21 protein-coding genes and 1 pseudogene are annotated in these 21,903 nt (G+C 67.2%); 13 read left to right on the forward strand and 9 right to left on the reverse strand.

Features of this window, described 5'->3' with window-relative positions:
• The first annotated feature begins 107 nt into the window (after positions 1–107).
• Positions 108–308: a hypothetical protein gene (locus BLT64_RS12600; protein WP_041530448.1), complete on the forward strand. Its 201-nt coding sequence runs from the start codon at positions 108–110 to the stop codon at positions 306–308.
• Here the strand turns inward: BLT64_RS12600 and BLT64_RS12605 are convergent.
• Together BLT64_RS12605 and BLT64_RS26370 are read right to left on the reverse strand one after the other, a co-directional pair.
• A complete protein-coding gene (locus BLT64_RS12605) occupies positions 299–697 on the reverse strand; it encodes a hypothetical protein (protein ID WP_011750320.1) in 399 nt (132 codons plus the stop codon). The two genes, BLT64_RS12600 and BLT64_RS12605, sit on opposite strands and share 10 nt — an antisense overlap.
• Positions 694–882 carry a DUF551 domain-containing protein gene (locus tag BLT64_RS26370; RefSeq protein WP_128493066.1) on the reverse strand — a complete coding sequence of 63 codons (189 nt, stop codon included), beginning with the start codon at positions 880–882 and terminating at the stop codon, positions 694–696. Before BLT64_RS26370 ends, BLT64_RS12605 begins: the two co-directional genes overlap by 4 nt.
• Before the next feature lie 212 nt (positions 883–1,094).
• Here BLT64_RS26370 and BLT64_RS12610 point away from each other — a divergent pair.
• From BLT64_RS12610 to recG, 3 genes and pseudogenes are all read left to right on the forward strand, one after another.
• Positions 1,095–1,292: pseudogene (locus BLT64_RS12610) on the forward strand (winged helix-turn-helix domain-containing protein); the annotation flags it as partial.
• A gap of 157 nt (positions 1,293–1,449) precedes the next feature.
• Positions 1,450–3,747: an NAD-dependent DNA ligase LigA gene (ligA, locus tag BLT64_RS12615; protein WP_011750317.1), complete on the forward strand. Its 2,298-nt coding sequence runs from the start codon at positions 1,450–1,452 to the stop codon at positions 3,745–3,747.
• Complete coding sequence (recG, locus tag BLT64_RS12620; RefSeq protein ID WP_041530447.1) at positions 3,723–5,837, forward strand: ATP-dependent DNA helicase RecG; 2,115 nt, start codon at positions 3,723–3,725, stop codon at positions 5,835–5,837. Before ligA ends, recG begins: the two co-directional genes overlap by 25 nt.
• Positions 5,838–6,192: 355 nt before the next feature.
• On the opposite strand, the gene BLT64_RS12625 is transcribed toward recG, so the two are convergent.
• Positions 6,193–6,630 (reverse strand): iron-sulfur cluster assembly scaffold protein, encoded by a 438-nt coding sequence (locus tag BLT64_RS12625; protein WP_011750315.1) that lies wholly within the window; start codon positions 6,628–6,630, stop codon positions 6,193–6,195.
• A gap of 60 nt (positions 6,631–6,690) precedes the next feature.
• Between BLT64_RS12625 and hisI the strand changes: the two genes are divergently transcribed.
• Positions 6,691–7,056 (forward strand): phosphoribosyl-AMP cyclohydrolase, encoded by a 366-nt coding sequence (gene hisI / locus BLT64_RS12630; protein ID WP_011750314.1) that lies wholly within the window; start codon positions 6,691–6,693, stop codon positions 7,054–7,056.
• Here the strand turns inward: hisI and gluQRS are convergent.
• The 3 genes from gluQRS to BLT64_RS12645 all read right to left on the reverse strand — a co-directional run bounded on the left by gluQRS (position 7,038) and on the right by BLT64_RS12645 (position 9,962).
• The gene (gene gluQRS, locus BLT64_RS12635; RefSeq protein WP_011750313.1) at positions 7,038–7,883 is read right to left on the reverse strand and encodes a tRNA glutamyl-Q(34) synthetase GluQRS; all 846 of its coding nucleotides are present in this window, start codon (positions 7,881–7,883) and stop codon (positions 7,038–7,040) included. The two genes, hisI and gluQRS, sit on opposite strands and share 19 nt — an antisense overlap.
• A complete protein-coding gene (gene trmFO, locus BLT64_RS12640) occupies positions 7,880–9,220 on the reverse strand; it encodes a methylenetetrahydrofolate--tRNA-(uracil(54)-C(5))-methyltransferase (FADH(2)-oxidizing) TrmFO (protein WP_011750312.1) in 1,341 nt (446 codons plus the stop codon). The genes gluQRS and trmFO overlap by 4 nt, the downstream gene beginning before the upstream one ends.
• Positions 9,221–9,335: 115 nt before the next feature.
• Positions 9,336–9,962: a 50S ribosomal protein L25/general stress protein Ctc gene (locus tag BLT64_RS12645; RefSeq protein ID WP_011750311.1), complete on the reverse strand. Its 627-nt coding sequence runs from the start codon at positions 9,960–9,962 to the stop codon at positions 9,336–9,338.
• Between the two features lie 163 nt (positions 9,963–10,125).
• On the opposite strand from BLT64_RS12645, the gene BLT64_RS12650 reads away from it, so the two are divergent.
• The gene (locus tag BLT64_RS12650; protein WP_041530445.1) at positions 10,126–11,121 is read left to right on the forward strand and encodes an acyltransferase family protein; all 996 of its coding nucleotides are present in this window, start codon (positions 10,126–10,128) and stop codon (positions 11,119–11,121) included.
• A 29-nt stretch (positions 11,122–11,150) separates the two neighbouring features.
• Here the strand turns inward: BLT64_RS12650 and BLT64_RS12655 are convergent, their stop codons facing one another.
• Positions 11,151–12,314: an alpha-hydroxy acid oxidase gene (locus BLT64_RS12655; protein ID WP_011750309.1), complete on the reverse strand. Its 1,164-nt coding sequence runs from the start codon at positions 12,312–12,314 to the stop codon at positions 11,151–11,153.
• 23 nt (positions 12,315–12,337) lie between these two features.
• Positions 12,338–12,694 (reverse strand): hypothetical protein, encoded by a 357-nt coding sequence (locus tag BLT64_RS12660; protein WP_230999824.1) that lies wholly within the window; start codon positions 12,692–12,694, stop codon positions 12,338–12,340.
• A gap of 81 nt (positions 12,695–12,775) precedes the next feature.
• On the opposite strand from BLT64_RS12660, the gene BLT64_RS12665 reads away from it, so the two are divergent.
• The 3 genes from BLT64_RS12665 to rpoD all read left to right on the forward strand — a co-directional run bounded on the left by BLT64_RS12665 (position 12,776) and on the right by rpoD (position 17,476).
• Positions 12,776–13,360, forward strand: a complete 585-nt coding sequence (locus BLT64_RS12665) for a TetR/AcrR family transcriptional regulator (protein ID WP_011750308.1) — start codon at positions 12,776–12,778, stop codon at positions 13,358–13,360.
• Positions 13,361–13,399: 39 nt separating this feature from the next.
• Positions 13,400–15,340, forward strand: a complete 1,941-nt coding sequence (dnaG, locus tag BLT64_RS12670; protein WP_011750307.1) for a DNA primase — start codon at positions 13,400–13,402, stop codon at positions 15,338–15,340.
• Positions 15,341–15,481: 141 nt separating this feature from the next.
• Entirely contained in the window at positions 15,482–17,476 is a 1,995-nt protein-coding gene (rpoD, locus tag BLT64_RS12675; protein ID WP_011750306.1) for an RNA polymerase sigma factor RpoD, read from the forward strand.
• Between the two features lie 63 nt (positions 17,477–17,539).
• Here rpoD and BLT64_RS12680 read toward each other — a convergent pair whose 3' ends face one another.
• On the reverse strand, positions 17,540–18,088 hold the full coding sequence (locus tag BLT64_RS12680) for an NADPH-dependent FMN reductase (RefSeq protein ID WP_011750305.1): 549 nt from the start codon (positions 18,086–18,088) through the stop codon (positions 17,540–17,542).
• Positions 18,089–18,236: 148 nt separating this feature from the next.
• On the opposite strand from BLT64_RS12680, the gene BLT64_RS12685 reads away from it, so the two are divergent.
• The 4 genes from BLT64_RS12685 (at position 18,237) to BLT64_RS12700 (ending at position 21,882) form a co-directional block, all read left to right on the forward strand.
• Positions 18,237–19,694, forward strand: a complete 1,458-nt coding sequence (locus BLT64_RS12685) for a DNA recombination protein RmuC (protein ID WP_041530443.1) — start codon at positions 18,237–18,239, stop codon at positions 19,692–19,694.
• Entirely contained in the window at positions 19,691–20,116 is a 426-nt protein-coding gene (locus tag BLT64_RS12690) for a secondary thiamine-phosphate synthase enzyme YjbQ (protein WP_011750303.1), read from the forward strand. Before BLT64_RS12685 ends, BLT64_RS12690 begins: the two co-directional genes overlap by 4 nt.
• 93 nt (positions 20,117–20,209) lie before the next feature.
• A complete protein-coding gene (locus BLT64_RS12695) occupies positions 20,210–21,079 on the forward strand; it encodes an ABC transporter permease (protein ID WP_011750302.1) in 870 nt (289 codons plus the stop codon).
• The gene (locus tag BLT64_RS12700) at positions 21,076–21,882 is read left to right on the forward strand and encodes an ABC transporter permease (protein ID WP_011750301.1); all 807 of its coding nucleotides are present in this window, start codon (positions 21,076–21,078) and stop codon (positions 21,880–21,882) included. Before BLT64_RS12695 ends, BLT64_RS12700 begins: the two co-directional genes overlap by 4 nt.
• The last annotated feature ends 21 nt before the right edge of the window (positions 21,883–21,903 follow it).

The following is a 21,903-nucleotide window of genomic DNA, read 5'->3' on the forward strand; positions in this document are numbered from 1 at the left end:
CATCGCCGCCGCCGTGGCTGCTTGGCTCAAGGGCCGCTCACGGGGCAGGGCGGACGCACAGGCGCGAGAGGATGCGGCCTATCGTGAGACGCGCAGGAGGATGGACGATGTATCGACTGATGATCTGGACGACGCTTCTGTTATTGACCGCCTGCGCCAGCACGCCGGTAAGCCAGACCGCGATCTGTGACGGCACCGCCGCGTCCCGCAAGGCGCTGGCTGCCGCGCTGATCGAGGACGGCGGGGCGCGGTCCCAGCGGGCAGGGCTGCGGCTGCTGGACCAGCTTGAGGCCGGCTGTCACCCCTGACGCCGGGCGCGGTTTTTGATCGGGTTTTGATCCGACAGGGCTTTTCTGCCGATCGATGCCGCCTCGACGCAGGCAGCAAAGGCGATATCGACGCGGCTGTTCTTGATCGCGTTTTGATCCGTGACCATTTCCAGCGCCTTCACTGCATTGTGCAAGGCGGCGGCCAGCGCGTCCGCATGCGCCCGCTCGTCGGCTAGGGCGGCTTCGGCCTTGTCGGCGCGTTCGTCGGCTCTGTCGGCTTCCTCCGTCCGCTTTCGCAGCACCCCGCGCAGCCTCTCCACCTCGGCGCGGAGGCGGGCGAGTTCAACGGCGGCTTCGTGGCACGCCGAATATGGATTGCAGCCGCTGCTTGTGATGGTGCGCAGCCGCTCAATCAGATCGTCACTCATCGCGCGTCCTCCGGGGGCTGGGGGAGGGGAAGCCAGTGGGTGGGCTGCGGCTCAATCCATTCGCTCATGCTATCAACCCATCCACCCTCCCACCATTGCCCGCACTGCACGAGCTTTCCATTGAACACGATAATATCATCAAGCTCTGCCCTCGGTGCCGTCTCAATCGGTTGCCAGTCGCTCATGTCCTCTCCTTCTGGTCGCGGGGGTGGGTGGCACTCGTCCCGTCCGCATCGAACGCACGGGCCGTCCGACATGCCGCAGAGCGTGCAATCGTCCTCGTCGCTCATGGCGTCATTCCTCTGTGGTGGGGCGTTTCAAGATTCCCGATTCGGTCCCGGTTTGTCCCGCCCGATATTTCAGCCATTGGCATTGATTCCGTTGGGCTTTCCATACGTTCCTGAACCATCTTTATGGCGGCATGGACGAGCCCGAACTGAAGATCATCGACGTCTTCGTCTGCAAGCTGCGCAAGAAACTGGCGGCGGCGATGAATGGCGAAAGCCATATCGAGACGGTCTGGGGCAGGGGCTATGTCCTGCGCGATCCCGCCTCCGAAGTGCAGAACGCCGAGCGCATGGCCTTGCGCGCCTGACCGGACCCAGGGGGCTAGTCCAAGGCTGACCGGCCAGGGGGGGGGGCGGAGGAAGGGCGATGGGAAAGGGGCCGGGCGCTGGACAACCCGGCCTTTGCCCCGGTATCACCTGCTGCGCAGATCACGGCCCACAGGGCCGGCAGAAGGCGGAGGGCAGATGGCCGGAGATGACGAGGATCGGGCGGTTCCGGCAGCAGAGGGGGCGCCGCCGCCCTCGGCCTTGCCGCCCGTCTCCGGCCTGGACGTCAAGGCGGCCGAGGCCGAGCATGCCCGGCTGAGCGAGGAGGTGGCGCAGGCGAACCTGGCCTATTACCAGGAAGATGCGCCCTTCATCAGCGATGCGGAATACGACGCCAGCAAGCGCCGGCTCGAGGAGATCGAGGCGCGGTTTCCCGACCTTGCCCATTCCGGCAGCCCGACGGCGCAGGTCGGCGCTGCGCCCGACACGCGCTTTGCCAAGGTGCCGCATCGCCTGCCGATGCTGTCGCTGGAAAACGGCTTTTCCCAGGGCGATGTCGAAGCCTTCGTTCAGCGGGTGCGCTCATTCCTGAACCTCGCATCCGGTGCGCCGCTGGAGGTCACGGCCGAGCCGAAGATCGACGGGCTGTCGCTGTCCTTGCGCTATGAAGGCGGGCGGCTGGTCCAGGCCGCGACCCGGGGCGATGGCGCGGTGGGCGAGAACGTGACCGCCAATGCCCGCACCATCGCCGATATTCCCGGGCAACTTTCCGGCGACGGCTATCCCGAGGTGCTGGAGATTCGCGGCGAATGCTACATGTCGCACGAGGATTTCGAAAAGCTGAACCAATCCGAGACCGGCCGCGTCTTCGCCAATCCGCGCAACGCGGCGGCGGGTTCCCTGCGCCAGCTCGATCCGTCGGTGACGGCGGCGCGGCCACTGCGCTTCTTCGCTTATGCCTGGGGCGAGGTCAGCGCGTCCTTCGCCGGCACGCAGATGGAGGCGGTGCGGCGGATGCAGGCATTCGGCTTCCAGACCAATCCGTTGACGCGGATCTGCGCCTCGGTGTCCGAGATGCTGTCGGCATGGGCCGAGATCGAGCAGATGCGCGCCACGCTGGGCTATGACATCGACGGCGTCGTCTACAAGGTCAACGACCTGGCCTATCAGGCGCGGCTGGGCATGCGCTCGACCACGCCGCGATGGGCGCTTGCGCATAAATTCCCGGCCGAGCGCGCCTGGACCCGGCTGGAAGCCATCGATATCCAGGTCGGCCGCACCGGCGCGCTGAGCCCGGTGGCGCGGCTGCATCCGGTGACGGTGGGCGGTGTGGTCGTCTCGAACGCCACCTTGCACAACGAGGATTACATCGCCGGCCGCGGCGCCGATGGCAGCGAGATCCGCGGCGGCAAGGATATCCGCATCGGCGACTGGGTCGAGGTCTATCGCGCCGGCGACGTGATCCCCAAGGTCGCCGATGTCGACCTGGCCAAGCGCCCCTCCGAAGCCGAGCCCTATGCCTTCCCGACCACCTGCCCGGAATGCGGCTCTCCCGCCATTCGGGAAGAGGGCGATTCGGTCCGCCGCTGCACCGGCGGGCTGATCTGCCCGGCGCAGGCGGTCGAGAAGCTGCGCCATTTCGTCTCGCGCGCCGCCTTCGACATCGAGGGGCTGGGCGCCAAGCTGGTCGAGGAACTGTTCCGCGACGGCTGGATCGCCGAACCCGCCGACATCTTCACCTTGCAGGACCGTTACGGCCCCGGCCAACTGACGCAGTTGAAGAACCGCGAGGGCTGGGGCGAGAAAAGTGCCGCAAGCCTGTTCCAGGCCATCGAGAAGCGCCGAGAGATCCCGCTGGCGCGGCTGCTTTTCGCGCTTGGCATCCGCCATGTCGGCGAGGTTGCCGCCCAGGATCTTGCCCGCCATTACGGCAGCTGGGAGGCGCTGGAGATCGCGCTCGACACCGCTCGCCCGGCGGCGCTGGCGCATCGGGTTGCCGAGGATGCCGCGCTGGCCGAGCGCGAGGCCGCCCGGGCCGAGGGGCGCCGCGCCCGTCCCTCGGAGGCCCGCGCCGCAGCCTTGGCGCAGGTCGATCTGTCGCCCGAGGCCACCGCTGCCTGGACGGGCCTGATCGCCGCCGACGGCATCGGCCCGGTGCTGGCCATGTCGCTGTCGGACGCCTTTGCCAATGAGCGCGAGCGGGCGGCGATCGACCGGCTGGTGTCCTTTCTGACCGTGCTGCCGCCCGAAGCGCGCGCCACCGACAGCGCCATTGCCGGCAAGACGCTGGTCTTTACCGGCACGCTGGAAAAGATGACCCGGGCCGAGGCCAAGGCACGGGCCGAGGCGCTTGGCGCACATGTCGCGGGCTCGGTCTCGGCCAAGACCGATCTGCTGATCGCCGGGCCGGGGGCCGGGTCGAAGGCGAAGAAGGCTGCCGAACTCGGCATCAAGGTCATCGACGAGGACGAATGGCTGGCGATCGCCCAGGGGTGACGCCGGGCCGCCCGCCGGCGCTGTTCCCGCTGTTCGCGGGCGTCGAGACGCTGCCGGGCGTCGGCCCGCGCGCGGCCGAAGCCTTTGCCCAGATGGGCGTGATGCGGCTGCGCGACCTGGTCCTGACCTTGCCGCATTCCGGCATCCGCCGCCGCCGCATCGCCCGGCTGGCCGAGGCCGATCCGCCCGAAATCGTCACCGTGGCGATCACCGTCCAGCGTCACAGCCCGCCCACCGCCAAGGGCCGGCCCTGGCGCGTGCATTGCTCGGATGGCAGCGCCGATCTGCTGCTGGTCTTCTTCCATCCGCGCAAGGACTGGATCGAAAGCCAGCTGCCTGCGGGCGCGCGGCGGCTGGTTTCCGGCAAGATCGAGCTTTTCGACGGCATGGCGCAGATGGTGCATCCCGACCATATCGGCGCCGAGGGCTCCGACCCGCCGCCGGATTTCGAGCCGGTCTATCCGCTCTCGGGCCGGCTGACGCAGGGCGTGGTGCAAAAGGCGGTGCAGGCGGCGATGACGCGGCTGCCGCAGGCGGCGGAGTGGATCGACCCCGCGCTTGTCGCGCGCGAGGGCTGGCCGGACTGGCAGACGGCGCTGGTTCGTGCCCATGCGCCCGAGGGGCCGGCGGGCTTGTCGCCGACCGATCCGGCCCGGGCGCGGCTGGCCTATGACGAGCTTTTCGCGCATCAGATGACGCTGGCGCTGTTGCGTCGCGACCGGCGACGGCAGGCGGGACTGGCCACGCAGGGCGACGGACATCTGCGCGACAAGGTGCTGGCAGGGTTGCCCTGGCCGCCGACCGGGGCGCAGCGCCGCGCGGTCGACGAGATCGCCGCCGACATGGCCGCCCCGCGGCGGATGAACCGATTGCTGCAAGGCGATGTCGGCGCCGGCAAGACGCTGGTCGCCTTTTTCGCGCTGCTGGTCGCGGTCGAGGCGGGGGGGCAGGGCGTGCTGATGGCCCCGACCGAGATCCTCGCCCGCCAGCATTTCCGTGCGCTGGAACCGCTGGCGCGGCTTGCCGGCATCCGGCTGGAGGCACTGACGGGCCGCGACAAGGGCGATGCCCGCGCCAATATCCTGACCGACCTGGCCGAGGGGCGGATCGTCATCCTGGTCGGTACCCATGCGGTGATCCAGAAATCGGTCGAGTTCCACGACCTGCGACTGGCCATCGTGGACGAGCAGCACCGTTTCGGCGTCAACCAGCGCATGGAACTGGGCGCCAAGGGGGGGCATCAGCCGCCCGACATGCTGGTGATGACGGCGACGCCGATCCCGCGCTCGCTGGCTTTGGCGCAATTCGGCGACATGGACCTGTCGGTGCTGGATGAAAAGCCCGCCGGGCGGCAACCGATCCGTACCACGGTGATTTCGGACGCGCGAATGGGCGAGGTGGTGGATCATCTGGCCCGCGCGCTGGACGGCGGGGCGCGGGCCTACTGGGTCTGCCCGCTGGTCGAGGAAAGCGAGGCCGTCGACCTGACCGCCGCCGAGGCGCGTTTCCAGGAACTGCGGGCGCGATTCGGCGATCAGGTGCGGCTTGTCCACGGCCAGATGCCCGCCGACGAGCGCGACGCGGCCATGGCGGATTTCGCCGCAGGCCGCGCCGGCATCCTGGTCGCGACCACGGTGATCGAGGTCGGCGTGGACGTGCCCGAGGCGACGATCATGGTGATCGAGCGGGCGGAAAGCTTTGGCCTGGCGCAATTGCACCAGTTGCGCGGCAGGGTCGGTCGCGGCTCGGGCGCGTCGAGCTGCCTGCTGATGTATCACGAGCCGCTGTCGGAAACCGGACGGCGGCGGCTGACGATCCTGCGCGAGACCGAGGACGGTTTCCGTATCGCCGAGGAAGACCTGGTGATGCGCGGCGCGGGCGACGTGATCGGCACGGCGCAATCGGGCCTGCCGCGATTCCGCATCGCCGACCTAGAACGCCAGGCCGGGCTGATGGCGCTGGCACGCAAGGATGCGCAAAGCTTCCTGGAGCGCGACCCGGCCATGGAGAGCGAGCGCGGTCAGGCCGTGCGGCTGCTCTTGTGGCTGATGGAGCAGGACCGCGCCATCCGGCTGATCACCGCCGGATAGATGTTCGCGCGATGTTCTTAAAAAGTTCTTTACTTTGTTCGCGAGTCGTGAGAACAAATCATAAACAATCCGTGGAGAGACCTCATGACCCGCGAATCCCTCTCTGACCTGCTTGGCACCGTCGCGATTTCGGTGACCGCGATCATCCTGTTTTCGCTGCCGTCTATCCTGGCAGCCTGACCCCTCACTGCCCCGCGCAATCGACGGCCCTTCGCCTGGGGCCGGAACCTTCCCCCGGACGATCATGCGCGCAACTGCCGGCCCGTTTGGGCCGGCTTTTCTTTGTCCGGGCGCGTGTGCCGGTTGCGCCGGCAGGCGCCTCCGGCGGGGGAGTATTTGGAGAACAGAGAAGCGATCAGGTCGGCGAGGCGTCGATCGCGCCCAGCAGCGCCTCCCAAGCCAGCAGGATCGAGGCATGGCGGTTGGGGAACTCGCGGGCAGGCAGCAGAGCTTCCAGTTCGTCGAAAGGCGCGGTCGGGGCGGGGCCGTCCGATTTCAGCATGGCCTGCAATTCGTCGCGGGCCTTTGCGATCTCGTCGCGCGAGCGGCCAAGCGCGGTGCGGCCCAGCACTCCGGCCGAGGCCTGGCCCAGGGCGCAGGCCCGCACCTCTTGCGCGAAATCCGCGATATGGCCGTCCCGCATCGCCACATGCGCCGTGACCGAGGAGCCGCATTGCGGCGAGCGGCGATGCGCGCTGCCCGTCGCATGATCAAGCTTGCCCAGATGCGGGATGTCCGAGGCCAGCGCCAGGATGCGCCGCGAATAAAGCTGCATCAGGTCGCTGTCGGACATGGTCTTTTCCCTTGCTGCCGTCGGGTCTAGATAGGTGCGGCAAGCCCGAAAGGAAAGCCGATGTTCGACACCGCAAGCCTGAAATATGACGCGAACGGCCTGATTCCCGCGATCGCGCAGGATCATCAGAGCGGCGAGGTGCTGATGATGGCCTGGATGAATGCCGAAGCCGTGCGGCAGACGCTGGATAGCGGGCGGGTTACCTACTGGTCGCGCTCGCGCCAGGGTTTCTGGGTCAAGGGCGAAAGTTCGGGCCATGTCCAGAAGTTGGTCGAGTTGCGGGTGGATTGCGACCGCGACTGTCTGCTGCTGCTGGTGGACCAGACCGGGCCGGCCTGCCACACCAACCGGCGCAGCTGTTTCTATACCGCTATTCGCGAGGGGCAAGAGGTCGTCATCATGGCGCCTCAGAACCCCAGTGCCTGACGGATTTCTGCGGCGCTGGCACCTTCGTCGCGGAAAAGCCTCAGCGCCCGGGCGTCGTCGCGCTTGGCAAGGCGCTTGCCATGCTCGTCCCGGATCAGGCGGTGATGGTGATAGCGCGGCACCGGAAGTTCCAGCAGTTTCTGAAGAATGATATGGATCCATGTTGAATCCAGAAGATCTTTTCCACGTGTGACCAGGGTGATGCCTTGGTCGGCATCGTCCACCACCACCGAGAGGTGATAGCTGGTGCCCATGCCGCGCCGCGCCAGCACGATATCGCCGACGCCAGCGACGAAATCCCGTGCCGAAAGTCGATGCGGCAGGCCGGGGGTTACGTTTTCGTCATGAAATGCGACCTCGTCGAGCCCGAGATGGTTCAGCGCCCGCGCGGCATTCAGGCGGATGGCGTCATCCGGCCCGGCATCCGCCATGCGGCGATGGCGGCAGGTGCCTGGATAGACCGGGCCGTCCGGGCCGATCACTGGCGCCGCGCCTTCTTGCGGGGCGGAAAGCGCGGCACGAATATCGGCGCGGCGGCAGCGGCAGGGATAGGTCAGGCCAAGCGCCGCGAGCCGGTCGAGGGCCGCTTGATAGGCGGGCAGGCGTTCGGACTGGCGCATGACCGGCTGCGGCCAGTCGAGGCCCAGCCAGCGCAGGTCCTGGGCGATCAGCGCCTCGTATTCCGGGCGGCAGCGGCTTTGGTCGATATCCTCGATGCGCAGCAGGAACTGGCCGGGATCGGCAAGGCGTGCCGCGGTCAGGGCCGCGAAGGCATGGCCCAGATGCAGGGGGCCGGTCGGCGAGGGGGCAAACCGGGTCCGGTTCAACTTTCCCCCGCAACCCATTGCTGAAAATCGGCTTTCGCTCGGTCCGTATAGGCCGGGTAGCGGTCCTTGCGCCCCTTGCGGCCGCCGCGCATCGCGTCCAGAGGCGGGTAGAGGCCGAAATTCACGTTCATCGGCTGGAAGGTCTTCGCGTCGGCGCCGCCGGTGATGTGGCTGACCAGCGCGCCCATCGAGGTGGTGGCGGGCGGTGGGGGCAGGTCGCGCCCCAGCGCCTCGGCTGCGGCCATGCGCCCGGCGAGCAGGCCCATGGCCGCGGATTCGACATAGCCTTCGACCCCGGTCACCTGGCCGGCAAAGCGCAGATGCGGCCGTGCGCGCAACCGCAGCCGGTCGTCGATCAGCCGCGGCGAATTCAGGAACGTATTGCGGTGGATGCCGCCGAGCCGGGCGAAACTGGCATCCTGCAGGCCGGGAATGCGCCGGAAAACATCCACTTGCGCACCATATTTCATCTTGGTCTGGAAGCCGACGATATTGTAGAGCGTCCCCAGCGCATTGTCGCGACGCAGCTGCACCACGGCATAGGGCTTTTCGGCCGGGTTATGGGCGTTGGTCAGGCCCACGGGTTTCATCGGCCCGTGGCGCAGCGTCTCGCGGCCGCGTTCGGCCATGACCTCGATCGGCAGGCAGCCGTCGAAATAGCCGGCGGTCTCGCCCTCGTGGAACTCGGTCTTGTCGGCGGCGAGCAGGGCGTCGATGAAGCCCTCGTAATCCTCGCGGGTCATCGGGCAGTTGATATAGGCGGTGCGCTCTTCCTCGGTCTCGCCCTTGTCGTAGCGGCTTTGGCGCCAGCAGATCGACATGTCGATGCTTTCGGCGTGGACGATGGGGGCGATGGCGTCGAAGAAGGCGAGCGAGCCCTCGCCGGTCAGGCTGCGGATCGACCTCCCGAGCGCCTCGGAGGTCAGCGGCCCGGTGGCGACGATCCAGTGCCCTTCGGAGGGCAGGTCGCTGATCTCGCCTGGCTGGAAGCTGACCAGCGGTTCGGCTTGCAGCGCCTGGGTCACGGCCTGCGAGAAGGCGTCGCGGTCGACCGCCAGCGCGCCGCCGGCGGGCAGGCGATGGCGGTCGGCCATGGCCATGATCAGCCCGCCCGCCGCCCGCATCTCCCAATGCAGCTGCCCCACGGCATTCATGCGGTCGTCGTCCGAGCGGAAGCTGTTCGAGCAGACCATCTCGGCGCAATCGCCGGTGCGATGGGCGAAGGTGGCGACCTGTGGCCGCATCTCGTGCAGCACCACCGGCACGCCGGCGCGGGCGATCTGCCAGGCGGCCTCGGATCCGGCAAGACCCGCGCCGATGATATGGATCGGTTCCATGCTTTTTCCCTTCGCGTCAGGCGCGATCTCCTAGCAATCGCGGGCCATGGCGGCAAGAGAAAGGGCGGCGCCCGCAAGGGGTGCCGCCCGATTCCGTTCAGCCTCTGGCCCGCGATCAGGCTTCGGTGGCTTCGCTTTCGGCAGCAGCCTCTTCGTTATCGGCCGAACGCAGGCCCGAAGGCGCGGCGATATTGGCGATGACGAAGTTGCGGTCGATGGTCGGCTTCACGCCCTTCGGCAGCACCACGTCGTTAATGTGGATGGTGTCGCCGATCTGCTTGCCGGTCAGGTCGACGGTGATCTGCTCGGGGATGTCCGAGGCGGTCACGACCAACTCGACCTCGGGGCGCACCACGACCAGCGTGCCGCCGCGCTTCAGGCCGGGGGCTTCGTCCTGGTTCTCGAAGTTCACGTGGATGAACAGGTTCACCCGCGTGTTGCGGTGCAGGCGCATGAAGTCGATATGCGTCGGCAGGTCCTTGACCACATCGCGCTGGACGCCGCGGCAGACGACGCGCACGTCGTCCTGGCCCTCGACCTTCAGGTTCCACAGCGTGGACATGAAGCGGCCGGCGCGCAGCTTGGTCAGCAGCGAGTTGAATTCGATTTGGATCGGCTGCGGCTCTTTGCCGTCGCCATAAACGATGCCGGGCACCTTGCCTTCGCGGCGAGCTTGGCGGGCGGCCCCCTTGCCTGTCCCCGCGCGTGCCTCGGCCACCAGATCAGGGATCTCTTTGGCCATGGTTGGTTTCCTTGTGCTACAAAATGGCGGCCATCCTCCAAGGGTGCATGGCCGAAGTCGGGCCTATAGCGCGGTGCCGGGATGATGTGAAGTGAAAAAAGCCCGGCCTACGATGCGAAAACCCTTGCCAGAAGCACGCAGACGCAGCAAAGCAATTCAAGTCGTGCCGGGGTTTTTCGAGTTGCACCGCATACATTCACTGGACTACCTGAAGGTTCTGCTGGCGATCGGCGTCGTGCTGGCCCATTCCATCCTCATACAGAATCAGCTGGTTCCCTGGAGCTACATGCTGGGCAATGGCGTCTTGCGCAGCCTGGTGCCCACATTCTCGACCCTGTCGGGCTATTGCTTCTTCGTCACCTATTCGCGCGGCAAGGCCGGCAGGTGGCTGGGCGGGCTGATCCTGCTCTATCTGTTCTGGATCGGCTTTTACGCGCCGATCTGGGTCAATCGCGACACCACGGCGGCCGACGCGCTGCAGGTGCTGCTGCTGGGCACGATGCATCTTTGGTATGTCGCCGGGCTGATCCTGGCCGCCGGGCTGCTGATCGCGTTCCTTTGGCTGGGCAGGCGGACGCGGACGGGTCTTGCGCCGCTGCTGGGCGCGGCGCTGGTCTGTGCCCTGCTCGGCACGGGGCTGGCCTTCTGGGCCTTCCTGCATGAGCCGAGCCTGCCCCTCGACGTTTCGAGGAACGGCGCGACGGTGATCTTTCCCTTCTTTGCCTTCGGCTACGCGCTGGCTGGGCTTGTCCGCGACCGGGGGCTGGATGCGCTGCCCTCCGCCAGGACGCTGTGGCTGGTCATCGCCGGGCTCTTCGCGCTGCGGCTGGTCGAGGCCTATATGTCCATGCAGGCCTATGGCGTGTCGATCCTCAGCATGCCCGAACTGCCGTTCCTGTCCTATCCCGCCGCCGTCCTGCTGTTCATGGCCTTCCTGCGGCTGGAACTGCCCGAGGCGCCGGTCAGCCTGAGCCTGTGGTCGGCGAGCATCTATTTCCTGCACATCTTCCTGATCTTCGTCGTTCGCCATTTCGGCGCCAAGAGCCTGTTTGTCTATGTGCTGGTCGGCGTGACGGTGCCGGTGCTGATCGCCGCCGCGTTCCAACGGCTGCTGCCGCGCCTGCTGCCCTCGTTGCGCAGCAAGCGCGCCTATCGCTAGGTGGCGTGGCCGCCGCGCCCTGGCGGGAATCAGGCCCAGGCTTGCAGGAAATCCGGCGGGATCAGCAGGTTGTGCCGCCCCAGGGCCTTCACGTCGCGCTCGCCGCACAGCGCCATGGTGATGTCCAGCTCCTTCTGGATCACCTCCAGCGCGCGAGTCACGCCGGCCTCGCCCATGGCGCCCAGCCCATAGATGAAGGCTCGGCCGATATGGGTGGCATGGGCGCCCATGGCCAGCGCCTTCAAGACGTCCTGGCCCGAGCGGATGCCGCTGTCGAGATGGATCTCGACCCGGTCGCCCACCGCCTTGACGATCTCGGGCAGCATGCGGATCGAACTGACCGCGCCGTCCAGTTGCCGGCCGCCATGGTTGCTGACGATGATCGCATCGGCACCGAAATCCGCGGCCATGCGGGCATCCTCGGGATCGTTGATGCCCTTGAGGATCAGCTTGCCGCCCCAGAGGTCGCGGATGCGGGCGATCTTGCCCCAGTCGAGCTGCGGGTCGAACTGCTCGGCCGTCCAGGCGATCAGCGACGAGGGGTCGCCCACCCCCTTGGCATGGCCGACGATATTGCCGAAGAAGCGGCGCTTCGTGCGCAGCATCTCGATGCCCCAGCGCCATTTCGTCGCCAGGTCCAGCAGCACCGGCAGGGTCAGCCGCGGCGGCGCCGACAGCCCGTTCTTCAGATCCTTGTGGCGCTGGCCCAGGATCTGCAGGTCCAGCGTCAGCACCAGCGCCGAGCAATTGGCGCGCCTGGCCCGCTCGATGATCGCCTCCAGGAATTCCTGGTCGCGCATGACGTAGAGCTGGAACCAGAAGGGCGCCTGGACCGCCTCGGCCACGTCCTCGATCGAGCAGATCGACATGGTCGAAAGGGTGAAGGGCACGCCAAAGGCCTTCGCGGCGCGCGCCGCCTTGATCTCGCCATCGGCGCATTGCATGCCGGTCATGCCGACCGGGGCCAGCGCCACCGGCATTGCGACCTTTTGCCCGATCATCGTGCTTTCGGTGGTGCGCCCCGTCATGTCCACCGCGACGCGCTGGCGCAGCTTGATGCGCTGGAAATCGGTGCAGTTCTCGCGGAAGGTGCCCTCGGTATAGCTGCCGCTTTCGGCGTAGTCGTAGAACATGCGCGGCACGCGCCTGCGATAGATCGCCTTCAGGTCGTCGATGCAGGTGATGACCGGCATGGTGTTCTCCTCGGTTCGGCGGGTCAGTTCGGCGGGCAGTCGGTGCTGCCTTCGGGGCAGTCCTCGGCCAGGGATTGCTGCGAAAGCGCGCGGGCCCGGGCGCGCAGGGCATCGGCGCGGCGCTGCAATTCGGCGTCATGCGCCGCCGGCCCCGTGCCGGAGCGGCCGGCAAGGGACCGCCCGCGGGCATCCAGCGCGCCGCCGACCGCCGCCGGGTCGCGGGCGGCATCGGCGGCATGGCCGGGCAGGGCGGGCTCGGCCAGCAATCGGTCGGTCGGCATCAGCGCCGGATAGTCGCCCGCCGTGTCGCCGCATGCGGCCAGGCTTGCCAGCGCCAGCGCGCTCCAGATCCGCCCCATGCCGTTCCCCAATGTCCTCATGCGCCGGACCATAGGCCCAGGGCGGCGGCGGGGGCAAGATGCGCTCTTTACCTTGCCGCGGCTCGCCGCCTAGAAGGCGGCATGGCAAGAACCCAGGGCTCAAGGGCAGAGATCACCGGACCGCTGATCCGCGACACGGCGCGCAAGCTGTTCGCGCGCCAGGGCTATGCGGCGGTTTCGATGCGGCAGATCGCGGCCGAGGTGGGCGTGCAGGTCGGCGCGCTCTACGCCTATACGCCCGACAAGCAGGCGCTGCTGGCCGACCTGCTGCGGGTGCATATGGAGGAGCTGCTGGCCGCCTGGCGCGACGATCCCGCCCGCCCGGCGCTCGACCGGCTGGAGGCGTTCCTGCGCTTTCACATCCAGACCAGCCTGGAGCGCCCCGAGGCGGTGTTCCTGTCCTATATGGAACTGCGCAACCTGACGCCGGACAACCGCAGCCGGATCGCCGCCCTGCGCCGCCGCTACGAGGACGCGCTGGAGGTGATCCTGATCGCCGGCGAGGCCGAGGGCACGATGACGGTGCCCGACACGCGGCTGGCCACCATGGCGCTGATCGCCATGCTGACCGGCGTCACCAACTGGTATCGCGAGGGCGGGCGCCTGGACCAGGAACGGGTGGTCGAGGTCTATTGGGAGCTGGTGCGCGGCGCGGTCGGCGCATGACCCTTTGCAACCGGCCGGCGTGATCCGATATAAGGCGGCATGAGCCTGCCGCCGCAATTCCTTGACGAGATCCGTGCCCGCGTGCCTTTGTCGCGCGTGATCGGGCGCAAGGTGGTCTGGGATCTGCGCCGCTCGAATCAGGCCAAGGGCGACTGGTGGGCGCCTTGCCCCTTCCACGGCGAAAAGACCCCCTCCTTCCATGTCGACGACCAGAAGGGCTTTTACTACTGCTTCGGCTGCCATGCGAAAGGCGATGCGCTGACCTTCCTGCGCGAGGCCGAGGGGCTGGGCTTCATCGAGGCCGTCGAACTGCTGGCCGCCGAGGCGGGCCTGCCGATGCCGGAACGCGACCCGCGCCAGGTGCAGCGCGCCGACCATCGCACCGAACTGGTCGATGTCATGGAGCAGGCGGTGCGCTGGTTCCGCATGCAACTGGGCATGGGCGTGGCGGAGGCCGCGCGGGCCTATCTGGCGCGGCGCGGGCTGGACGATGCCGCCTGCGAACGCTTCGGCATCGGCTTCGCCCCCGACCAGCGCCAGGGCCTGTTCAACGCCCTGCGCGCCAAGGGCATCGCCGAGCAGCTGATCGTCGAGGCCGGGCTGGCGGCCAAGCCCGAGGATGGCGGCGCGCCCTTCGACCGTTTCCGCGGCCGCATCACGTTTCCGATCCGCGACGGGCGCGGGCGCTGCATTGCCTTCGGCGGCCGGGCGATGGACCCGAACGCACGGGCGAAATACCTCAACAGTCCCGAGACGCCGCTTTTCGACAAGGGCCGCAACCTCTACAACATCGGCCCGGCGCGGGCGGCGGTCGCCAAGGGCAGGCCGCTGGTCGTGGCCGAGGGCTATATGGACGTGATCGCGCTGGTCCGCGCCGGCTTCGAAGGCGCGGTGGCCCCCCTCGGCACCGCCATCACCGAGGACCAGCTGCGGCTGATGTGGCGCATCTCGCCCGAGCCGGTGATCGCGCTGGATGGCGACGAGGCGGGGCTGCGTGCCGCGATGCGGCTGATCGACCTGGCGCTGCCGATGACCGGGCCGGGGCAGGCGCTGCGCTTTGCCTTCCTTCCGCAGGGGCAGGACCCGGACGACCTGATCCGCGCCCGGGGCGCCGGGGCGATGGCGGCGGTGCTGGACGAGGCGCGGCCGCTGGTCGATCTCTTGTGGCGGCGCGAGACCGAGGGGCGTGTCTTCGACAGCCCCGAGCGTCGCGCTGCGCTGGACAAGGCGCTTGGCGAGGCGGTGGCGAAGATCCCCGACAAGGACACCCGCGACCATTACCATGCCGTGCTGCGCAACCTGAAATGGGAGCTGTTCGGCAACCGGCGCCGCAGCGATGCGCCCGCGGCCGCGCGACCCGCCCGCGACTGGAAGGGACGCGAATGGCAGGGCGGTGGCGCCCGCTTCCAGCCGGTGGCGCCGGTGGCGCCGACCCGGGCCTCGCGGCTTTCTTCGCCCGGTGCGGGCGAGCACGAGGCCGAGACGCTGGTCGAGGCCATGGTGCTGGCGATCTGCGCCACCCATCCCGGGCTGATCGCCCCGGTCGAATCGCGGCTGGAACGGCTGGAGCCGCAGGACGCGGACCGTGCGGCGCTGATCCACGACCTCCTGTCGGGCACGCAGTCGCAGGCCGGGCAGCGCGCCCTTGAAAGCATCATGTCCGACCCCCATGTGAGGGCGGCCCCGGCCATCCTGCGCCCGCATGACGGCGATGCCGCCGCGGACATCCTTGCCAACGCCCTGGACCGGATCGAGTCCCGCCGCTCCGCGCGCGAGGAAATCGCCCGAGCCGAGGCCGAGATCGAGGGGCTGGCCGACGAGGGCCTGACCTGGCGCATGGCGCAATCCGCCCGTGCCCGGCAACAGGCCGACCATCCCTCGCTGGCCGACCTGTCGGACCTGGGCGAGGACAGCGACGCCTATCGGGCCATCCTGGAGGCGGCGCTGAAGAACGAGATCTGGCGCAAGCCGCGCCGCTGAAGGATGCGCGAATCACCCGCGCCGAATCACCTTGGCCGCAGCCGGGTCGCAGGCTTTGAATCGCCGGCGATTCGCGCTAGAAGCGGCCGATAGCCGATCCCGATTCGCCGATTCGCGAATCACCGCTTCAAGGGAGCCAGCATGGCAGCCAACGACGACGACCAGAAGCCCGACCCCAAGGACGACGACCCTTCGCTGGACATGTCGCAGGCCGCAGTCAAGCGCATGATCGCCGAAGGGCGCGAGCGTGGCTTCATCACCTATGACCAGCTCAATGCCGTCCTGCCGCCCGAACAGGTCAGTTCCGACCAGATCGAGGACGTCATGTCCATGCTGTCGGAAATGGACATCCGCGTGGTCGAGAGCGACGAGGAGGCCGATGAGGCCGAACCGGGCGGCGAACTGGCGACCACGGCTTCGACCTCGCGCGAGCTGACCGTCGCCACCACCGAAACGGAAAAGCTGGACCGCACCGACGACCCGGTGCGCATGTATCTGCGCGAGATGGGCTCGGTCGAGCTGCTGAGCCGCGAGGGCGAGATCGCCATCGCCAAGCGCATCGAGGCCGGCCGCAACACCATGATTGCCGGGCTTTGCGAAAGCCCCCTGACCTTCAAGGCCATCACCATGTGGCGCCAGGAGCTTCTGGACGAGGACATCCTGCTGCGCGACGTGATCGACCTCGAGACCACCTTCGGCCGCGCGATGGACGAGGACGGCGAGGAAGAGGAGGTGCTGCCGACCGAGACCCGCCCGGCCGCGAATACCGCCGGCGCCGCCGGCACCGCGCGCGAGGAGGAGGAATTCGACGCCGACGGCAACCCGATGGGCCGCGAGGAGGACGAGGAGGACGACGACGGCCAGAACCTGTCGCTGGCCGCCATGGAAGCCTCGCTCAAGCCCAAGGTGCTGGAGACGCTGGAGGCCATCGCACGGGGCTATGAAGAGCTGTCGCACATGCAGGACAACCGCATGTCGGCGACGCTGAACGAGGACGGCACCTTCTCGGCCGCGCAGGAAAGCGCCTATCAGGTGCTGCGCTCGCATATCGTCGCGCTGGTGAACGAACTGCACCTGCACAACAACCGCATCGAGGCGCTGGTCGACCAGATCTATGGCATCAACCGCCGTATCGTCACCATCGATTCGAACGTGGTGAAGCTGGCCGACGCCGCGCGCATCAACCGGCGCGAATTCATCGACGCCTATCGCGGCAGCGAACTCGACCCGACCTGGGTCGAGCGCATGATGCAGAACAAGGGCCGCGGCTGGCAGGCGCTGTTCGAGAAATCCCGCCCCCAGGTGGAGAACCTGCGCGCCGAGATGGCCATGGTCGGCCAGCATGTCGGCGTCGATATCGAGGAATTCCGCCGCATCGTCAGCCAGGTCCAGCGCGGCGAAAAGGAATCGCGCCAGGCCAAGAAGGAAATGGTCGAGGCGAACCTGCGGCTGGTGATCTCGATCGCCAAGAAATACACGAACAGGGGCCTGCAATTCCTTGATCTCATTCAGGAAGGCAATATCGGCCTGATGAAGGCCGTGGACAAGTTCGAGTATCGGCGCGGCTACAAGTTCTCGACCTATGCGACCTGGTGGATCCGGCAGGCGATCACGCGCTCGATCGCCGACCAGGCCCGCACCATCCGCATCCCGGTCCACATGATCGAGACGATCAACAAGCTGGTGCGCACCGGCCGCCAGATGCTGCACGAGATCGGCCGCGAGCCGACGCCCGAGGAACTGGCCGAAAAGCTGCAGATGCCGCTGGAAAAGGTCCGCAAGGTGATGAAGATCGCCAAGGAGCCGATCAGCCTCGAAACCCCCATCGGGGACGAAGAGGACAGCCAGCTTGGCGATTTCATCGAGGACAAGAACGCCGTCCTGCCGCTGGACAGCGCCATTCAGGAAAACCTGAAGGAGACCACCACGCGCGTCCTGGCCAGCCTGACCCCGCGCGAGGAGCGGGTGCTGCGCATGCGCTTCGGCATCGGCATGAACACCGACCACACTCTGGAAGAGGTCGGCCAGCAGTTCAGCGTGACGCGCGAGCGCATCCGCCAGATCGAGGCCAAGGCGCTGCGCAAGCTCAAGCATCCCAGCCGGTCGCGCAAGCTGCGGTCCTTCTTGGACCAGTAACCGCCGGATCGACCAAAAAAGGCCGCGCTTCCGGGCGCGGCCTTTGTCATTCTGCGGCCGGGATCAGCCGTGTTTCTCGATCCAGTCCACGAAGGCGTCGACGAAGCCTTGCAGGAACTTCGCGGTCTTTTCGTCGGTGACGCTGCCATCGGCGGCATAGGCTTCGGCGTGCCACTGGATATAGGCTTCGGGCATGCTCATCATCACCGTGCCGACATGGAGCAGGTCGTTCTTGAGTCGCGCCTGCGCCAGCGCCGCACCGATCACGCCCGGCGATGTGCCGATGACGGCGGCCGGCTTGCCCTTCCACGAGTTCTGGCCATAGGGCCGGGTGGCCCAGTCGATGGCGTTCTTGATCATGCCCGGATAGCTGCGGTTGTATTCCGGCGTGATCGCCAGAACCGCGTCGGAATGCTCGATCCGGTCCTTGAGCCGCAGCACCGATTCGGGGGCATCGGCCCAAAGGTCGTCGTTGTAATGCGGCAGGTCGCCGATATGCAGCAGGTGGAATTCCAGCCGGCCCTCGGCCAGTTTCTGCAATACCTTCATCAGCTTGTGATTGAGCGAATCCTTGCGGAGCGATCCCACCATGACGGCGACGGTCTTGACCATGCCTGATCTCCTCTTGCGGTTTTCCGCGACAGGCTAGGGGTGCGATCCGGCCAAGGAAAGGGGAGCCGCGCTTGCATTCTGGGGGAAAAAGGTGAACAGTGACGGCCAAGCGGCGTATGACCGTGGACCGGAAAAGGCGCAAGGGCCGATGGGCGAGGCAGAGAAAATGCAGGCATGGCTGGCGGATGCAGGCAATCTGCGACTGTTGCTGGTCGCGGCACTGGCGGTCTTGGCGTTCTGCCTTGTTGCGCTGTGGCGAACGCGGCGTTCGGCAGAGGCGGCCGATGCGCAGGCCCGGCGGCGCGAGGGAGAGTTGCAGGCGCGATGCGACGCCGAATCGGCTGCCCTGCGCGATCAGCTTCTGGCCGTGAGCCGGCTGGAGACCCGGGCGGAATCGCTGACCCAGCGCCTGCAGGAACTGATCGAGGAGCGCGACGGGCTGACCGATGCACTGCATCGCGAACGCCAGCAGGTCTCGCGGCTGGAGCGCGATCTGGCCGAGACCCGGCTTGCCGCGCAAAAGGACCGCGAGGCGGCCGAGCGCGACATCGCCACCCTGCGCGAGCTGCGCGAGGAGATGACCGGCCAGTTTCGCCTGCTGGCCAGCGAGACGCTGAAATCGCAGGGCGGCGAGATGCAGAAGGTGCATGGCGAGCAGCTTTCGGCGCTGCTGACGCCCTTTCGCGACCAGGTCCACCGCTTCCAGACCGAGTTGCAGGCCCGCAACAAGGCCACGGACGAGGAACGCGCGAGGCTGCGCGAGCAGATCGAATATCTGCACAAGCGTTCCGAGGACATCTCGCGCGAGGCGGTGGCGCTGACCCGCGCGCTCAAGGGCGACAGCCAGAAGCGCGGCGCCTGGGGCGAGATGATCCTGGAGCGCATCCTCGAGGATTCCGGCCTGATCGCCGGCACGCATTACGACACGCAATCGAGCCATCGCGACGGCGACGGCAAGCTGTGGCGGCCCGACGTGATCGTGAAGATGCCGCAGAAGAAGCTTTTGGTGATCGACAGCAAGGTCTCGCTGAATGCCTATGAGGAGGCGGTGAATGCCGAGGATCTGCCCACCCGCGACGCCGCGCTGCGCCGCCATGTCGCCTCGGTCCGTGCCCATGTCGCCGGGCTTGCCGCCAAGGGTTATCAGGCGATCGACGAAAGCTCGGTCGATTATGTGCTGATGTTCATCCCCGTCGAAGGCGCCTTTTCCGAGGCGCTGCGCGTCGATCCCGATCTGGCGCGGTTCGCCATGGAGAACCGGGTCGGGCTGGCGACGCCGACCACGCTGATGCTGACCCTGCGCACGGTCGATCACATCTGGACGGTCGAGCGGCGCGAATCGAACGCCATGCAGATCGCCGCCCGTGCCGGCCAGCTTTACGACAAGCTGCACGGTTTCGTCTCGGCCGTCGAGGATGTCGGTGCGGCGCTCGACCGGGCGCAGAAAAGCCATGCCACCGCCATGGACCGGCTGACCCGCGGCCCCGGCAACGTCATCCGCCAGGCCGAGATGCTGCGCGATCTGGGCGCGCGCACGCAAAAGCGCATCGCGCTGGACCATGACGGCGGCGCCGTGCTGGAAGCCCCGGGTGAGGCGGCGGAATGAGCGCCACCCGCTTCACCATCCAGACCCGCGGCCCGGCCTGCCACGACTTCACCGATCAGGTCGTCGCCTGGCTGCGCGGCATCGGTGCCGTGGATGGGGTGGTGGCGCTGTTCGTGCGCCACACCTCCTGCTCGCTGCTGGTGCAGGAGAATGCCGATCCCGACGTGCAGCGCGACCTGCTGGCCTGGCTCGACCGTATCGCGCCGCCGGCCGATCATCCGTCGATGGGCTACCTGACGCATCGTGCCGAGGGGCCGGACGACATGCCCGCCCATCTCAAGGCCGCGATCCTGCCGGTCAGCCTGCAAATCCCGGTCGCGCGCGGCCGGATGGAACTGGGCACCTGGCAGGGCATCTATCTGGTCGAGCACCGCACCCACCCGCATCGGCGCGAGGTGGCGGCGCATTTCCAGGCGGCGTGAGGCCGGTCAACCACGCCGCAGGAAAACCCTTTTCCTCGCGGCGCGGATATGGAAACCTGCGACACCGAGCGACAGGGATTCACAGGGCGGGGCATGGCGTCAGGAAACCGATCTCAGACGGCCCAGGGCCTGACCCTGATCGCGCCGCCCTTGGGCTATGCGGTGCTGGTGCTGGCCGCGCCGCTGCTGACCATCCTGGCCTATTCCTTTTTCAAGGACGGCTATCTGACGGTGATCCGCGAATTCACGCTGGAAAACTATCGCGCGGTCTGGGCCGATCCGATCTTTCACCGCATCATGCTGCGCTCGCTTGTCGTGGCGGCGCTGGTGACGCTGGCGACCGTGGTGCTGGCCTTTCCGGTGGCCTATTTCCTGTCCTTCGCGGTCTCGCCGCAGAAAAAGGCCATGTGGCTGTTCCTGATCACCATCCCGTTCTGGACCAGCTACCTGATCCGGGTTTTCCTGTGGAAGGTGATCCTGGGCTATAACGGCGTGATCAATTCGGGGCTCAAGACGCTGGGCATCATCGAGCAGCCGCTGACCTTCATCCTCTACAACGTGAACTCGATGGTCATCACGCTGGCCCATGCCTATGCGCCCTTTGCCATCCTGCCGATCTTCATCGCGCTGGAAAAGATCGACCGCTCGCTGCTGGAGGCCGGGCGCGACCTGGGCGAAAGCCGGGCCATGACCTTCTGGCGCGTCACCCTGCCGCTCGCCATGCCGGGCGTCGTGGCGGCGGCGCTGATCGTGTTCATCCCGACCATCGGCGACTATGTCACGCCGGCGCTGATCGGCGGCGGCAAGATCCCGATGATCGCCAACATGATCCAGGCGCAGATGCTGGACCTCGACAACCGGCCGATGGGCTCGGCGCTGGCGGTGACGGCCATGCTGATCGTCGCGGTCATCAGCCTGGTCTTCATCGCGCTGAACCGCCGCTTCCTGAGGGTGCGGCAATGAAGGGGCGGGGGCTGCGCGCCTATGCGCTGGTCTATCTGCTGTTCCTTTATGCACCGATCCTGCTCTTGCCGATCTTTGCCTTCAACTCGGGCACGATCATCGCCTTTCCGCTGAAAAGCTTCACGACGGAATGGTTCGGCCAGATGTGGGGCAATGCCTCGCTGCGCCGGGCGCTGACCAATTCGCTGACCATCGCCGTCAGCGCCTCGATCCTGGCGACCTGCCTCGGCATCTTCGCCGCGCGCGCCTCGACCCGGTTCGAGTTTCCGGGCAAGGGCCCGATCATGGGCCTGATCATGCTGCCGCTGGTGCTGCCCGAGATCATCGTCTCGATCTCGCTTCTGGTGGTGCTCCTGTCGCTGGGGGTCAAGCTCAGCATCCTGACGGTGATCCTGGGCCATACGCTGATCTGCATGCCCTATGCGACGGTGATCCTGTCCACCGCCTTCAACTCGCTGGACCGTTCGCTGGAAGAGGCGGCCTACGACCTGGGCGAGACGCGGATCAGCGCCTTCCGGCTGGTGATCCTGCCTCTGGTCATGCCGGGCATCATCTCGTCCCTGCTGATGAGCTTTACCATCAGCCTGGACGAATTCATCATCGCCTTCTTCCTTGCGGGGAACGAGCCGACGCTGCCCACCTATATCTTCAGCCAGCTGCGCTTTCCCAAGCAGATCCCGATGATCATGGCGCTGGGGACGGTGCTGGTGATCATGTCGATCCTGCTGCTGACCATCGCCGAATATTTCCGCCGTCGCGGCATCGCCAAGACCGGCGCCAAGAATACCGGAGGCTTCCTTTGACCGAGACCCGTTTCGACCGGC

Origin of the sequence: Paracoccus denitrificans (assembly GCF_900100045.1) — a bacterium.
GTDB lineage: Bacteria > Pseudomonadota > Alphaproteobacteria > Rhodobacterales > Rhodobacteraceae > Paracoccus > Paracoccus denitrificans.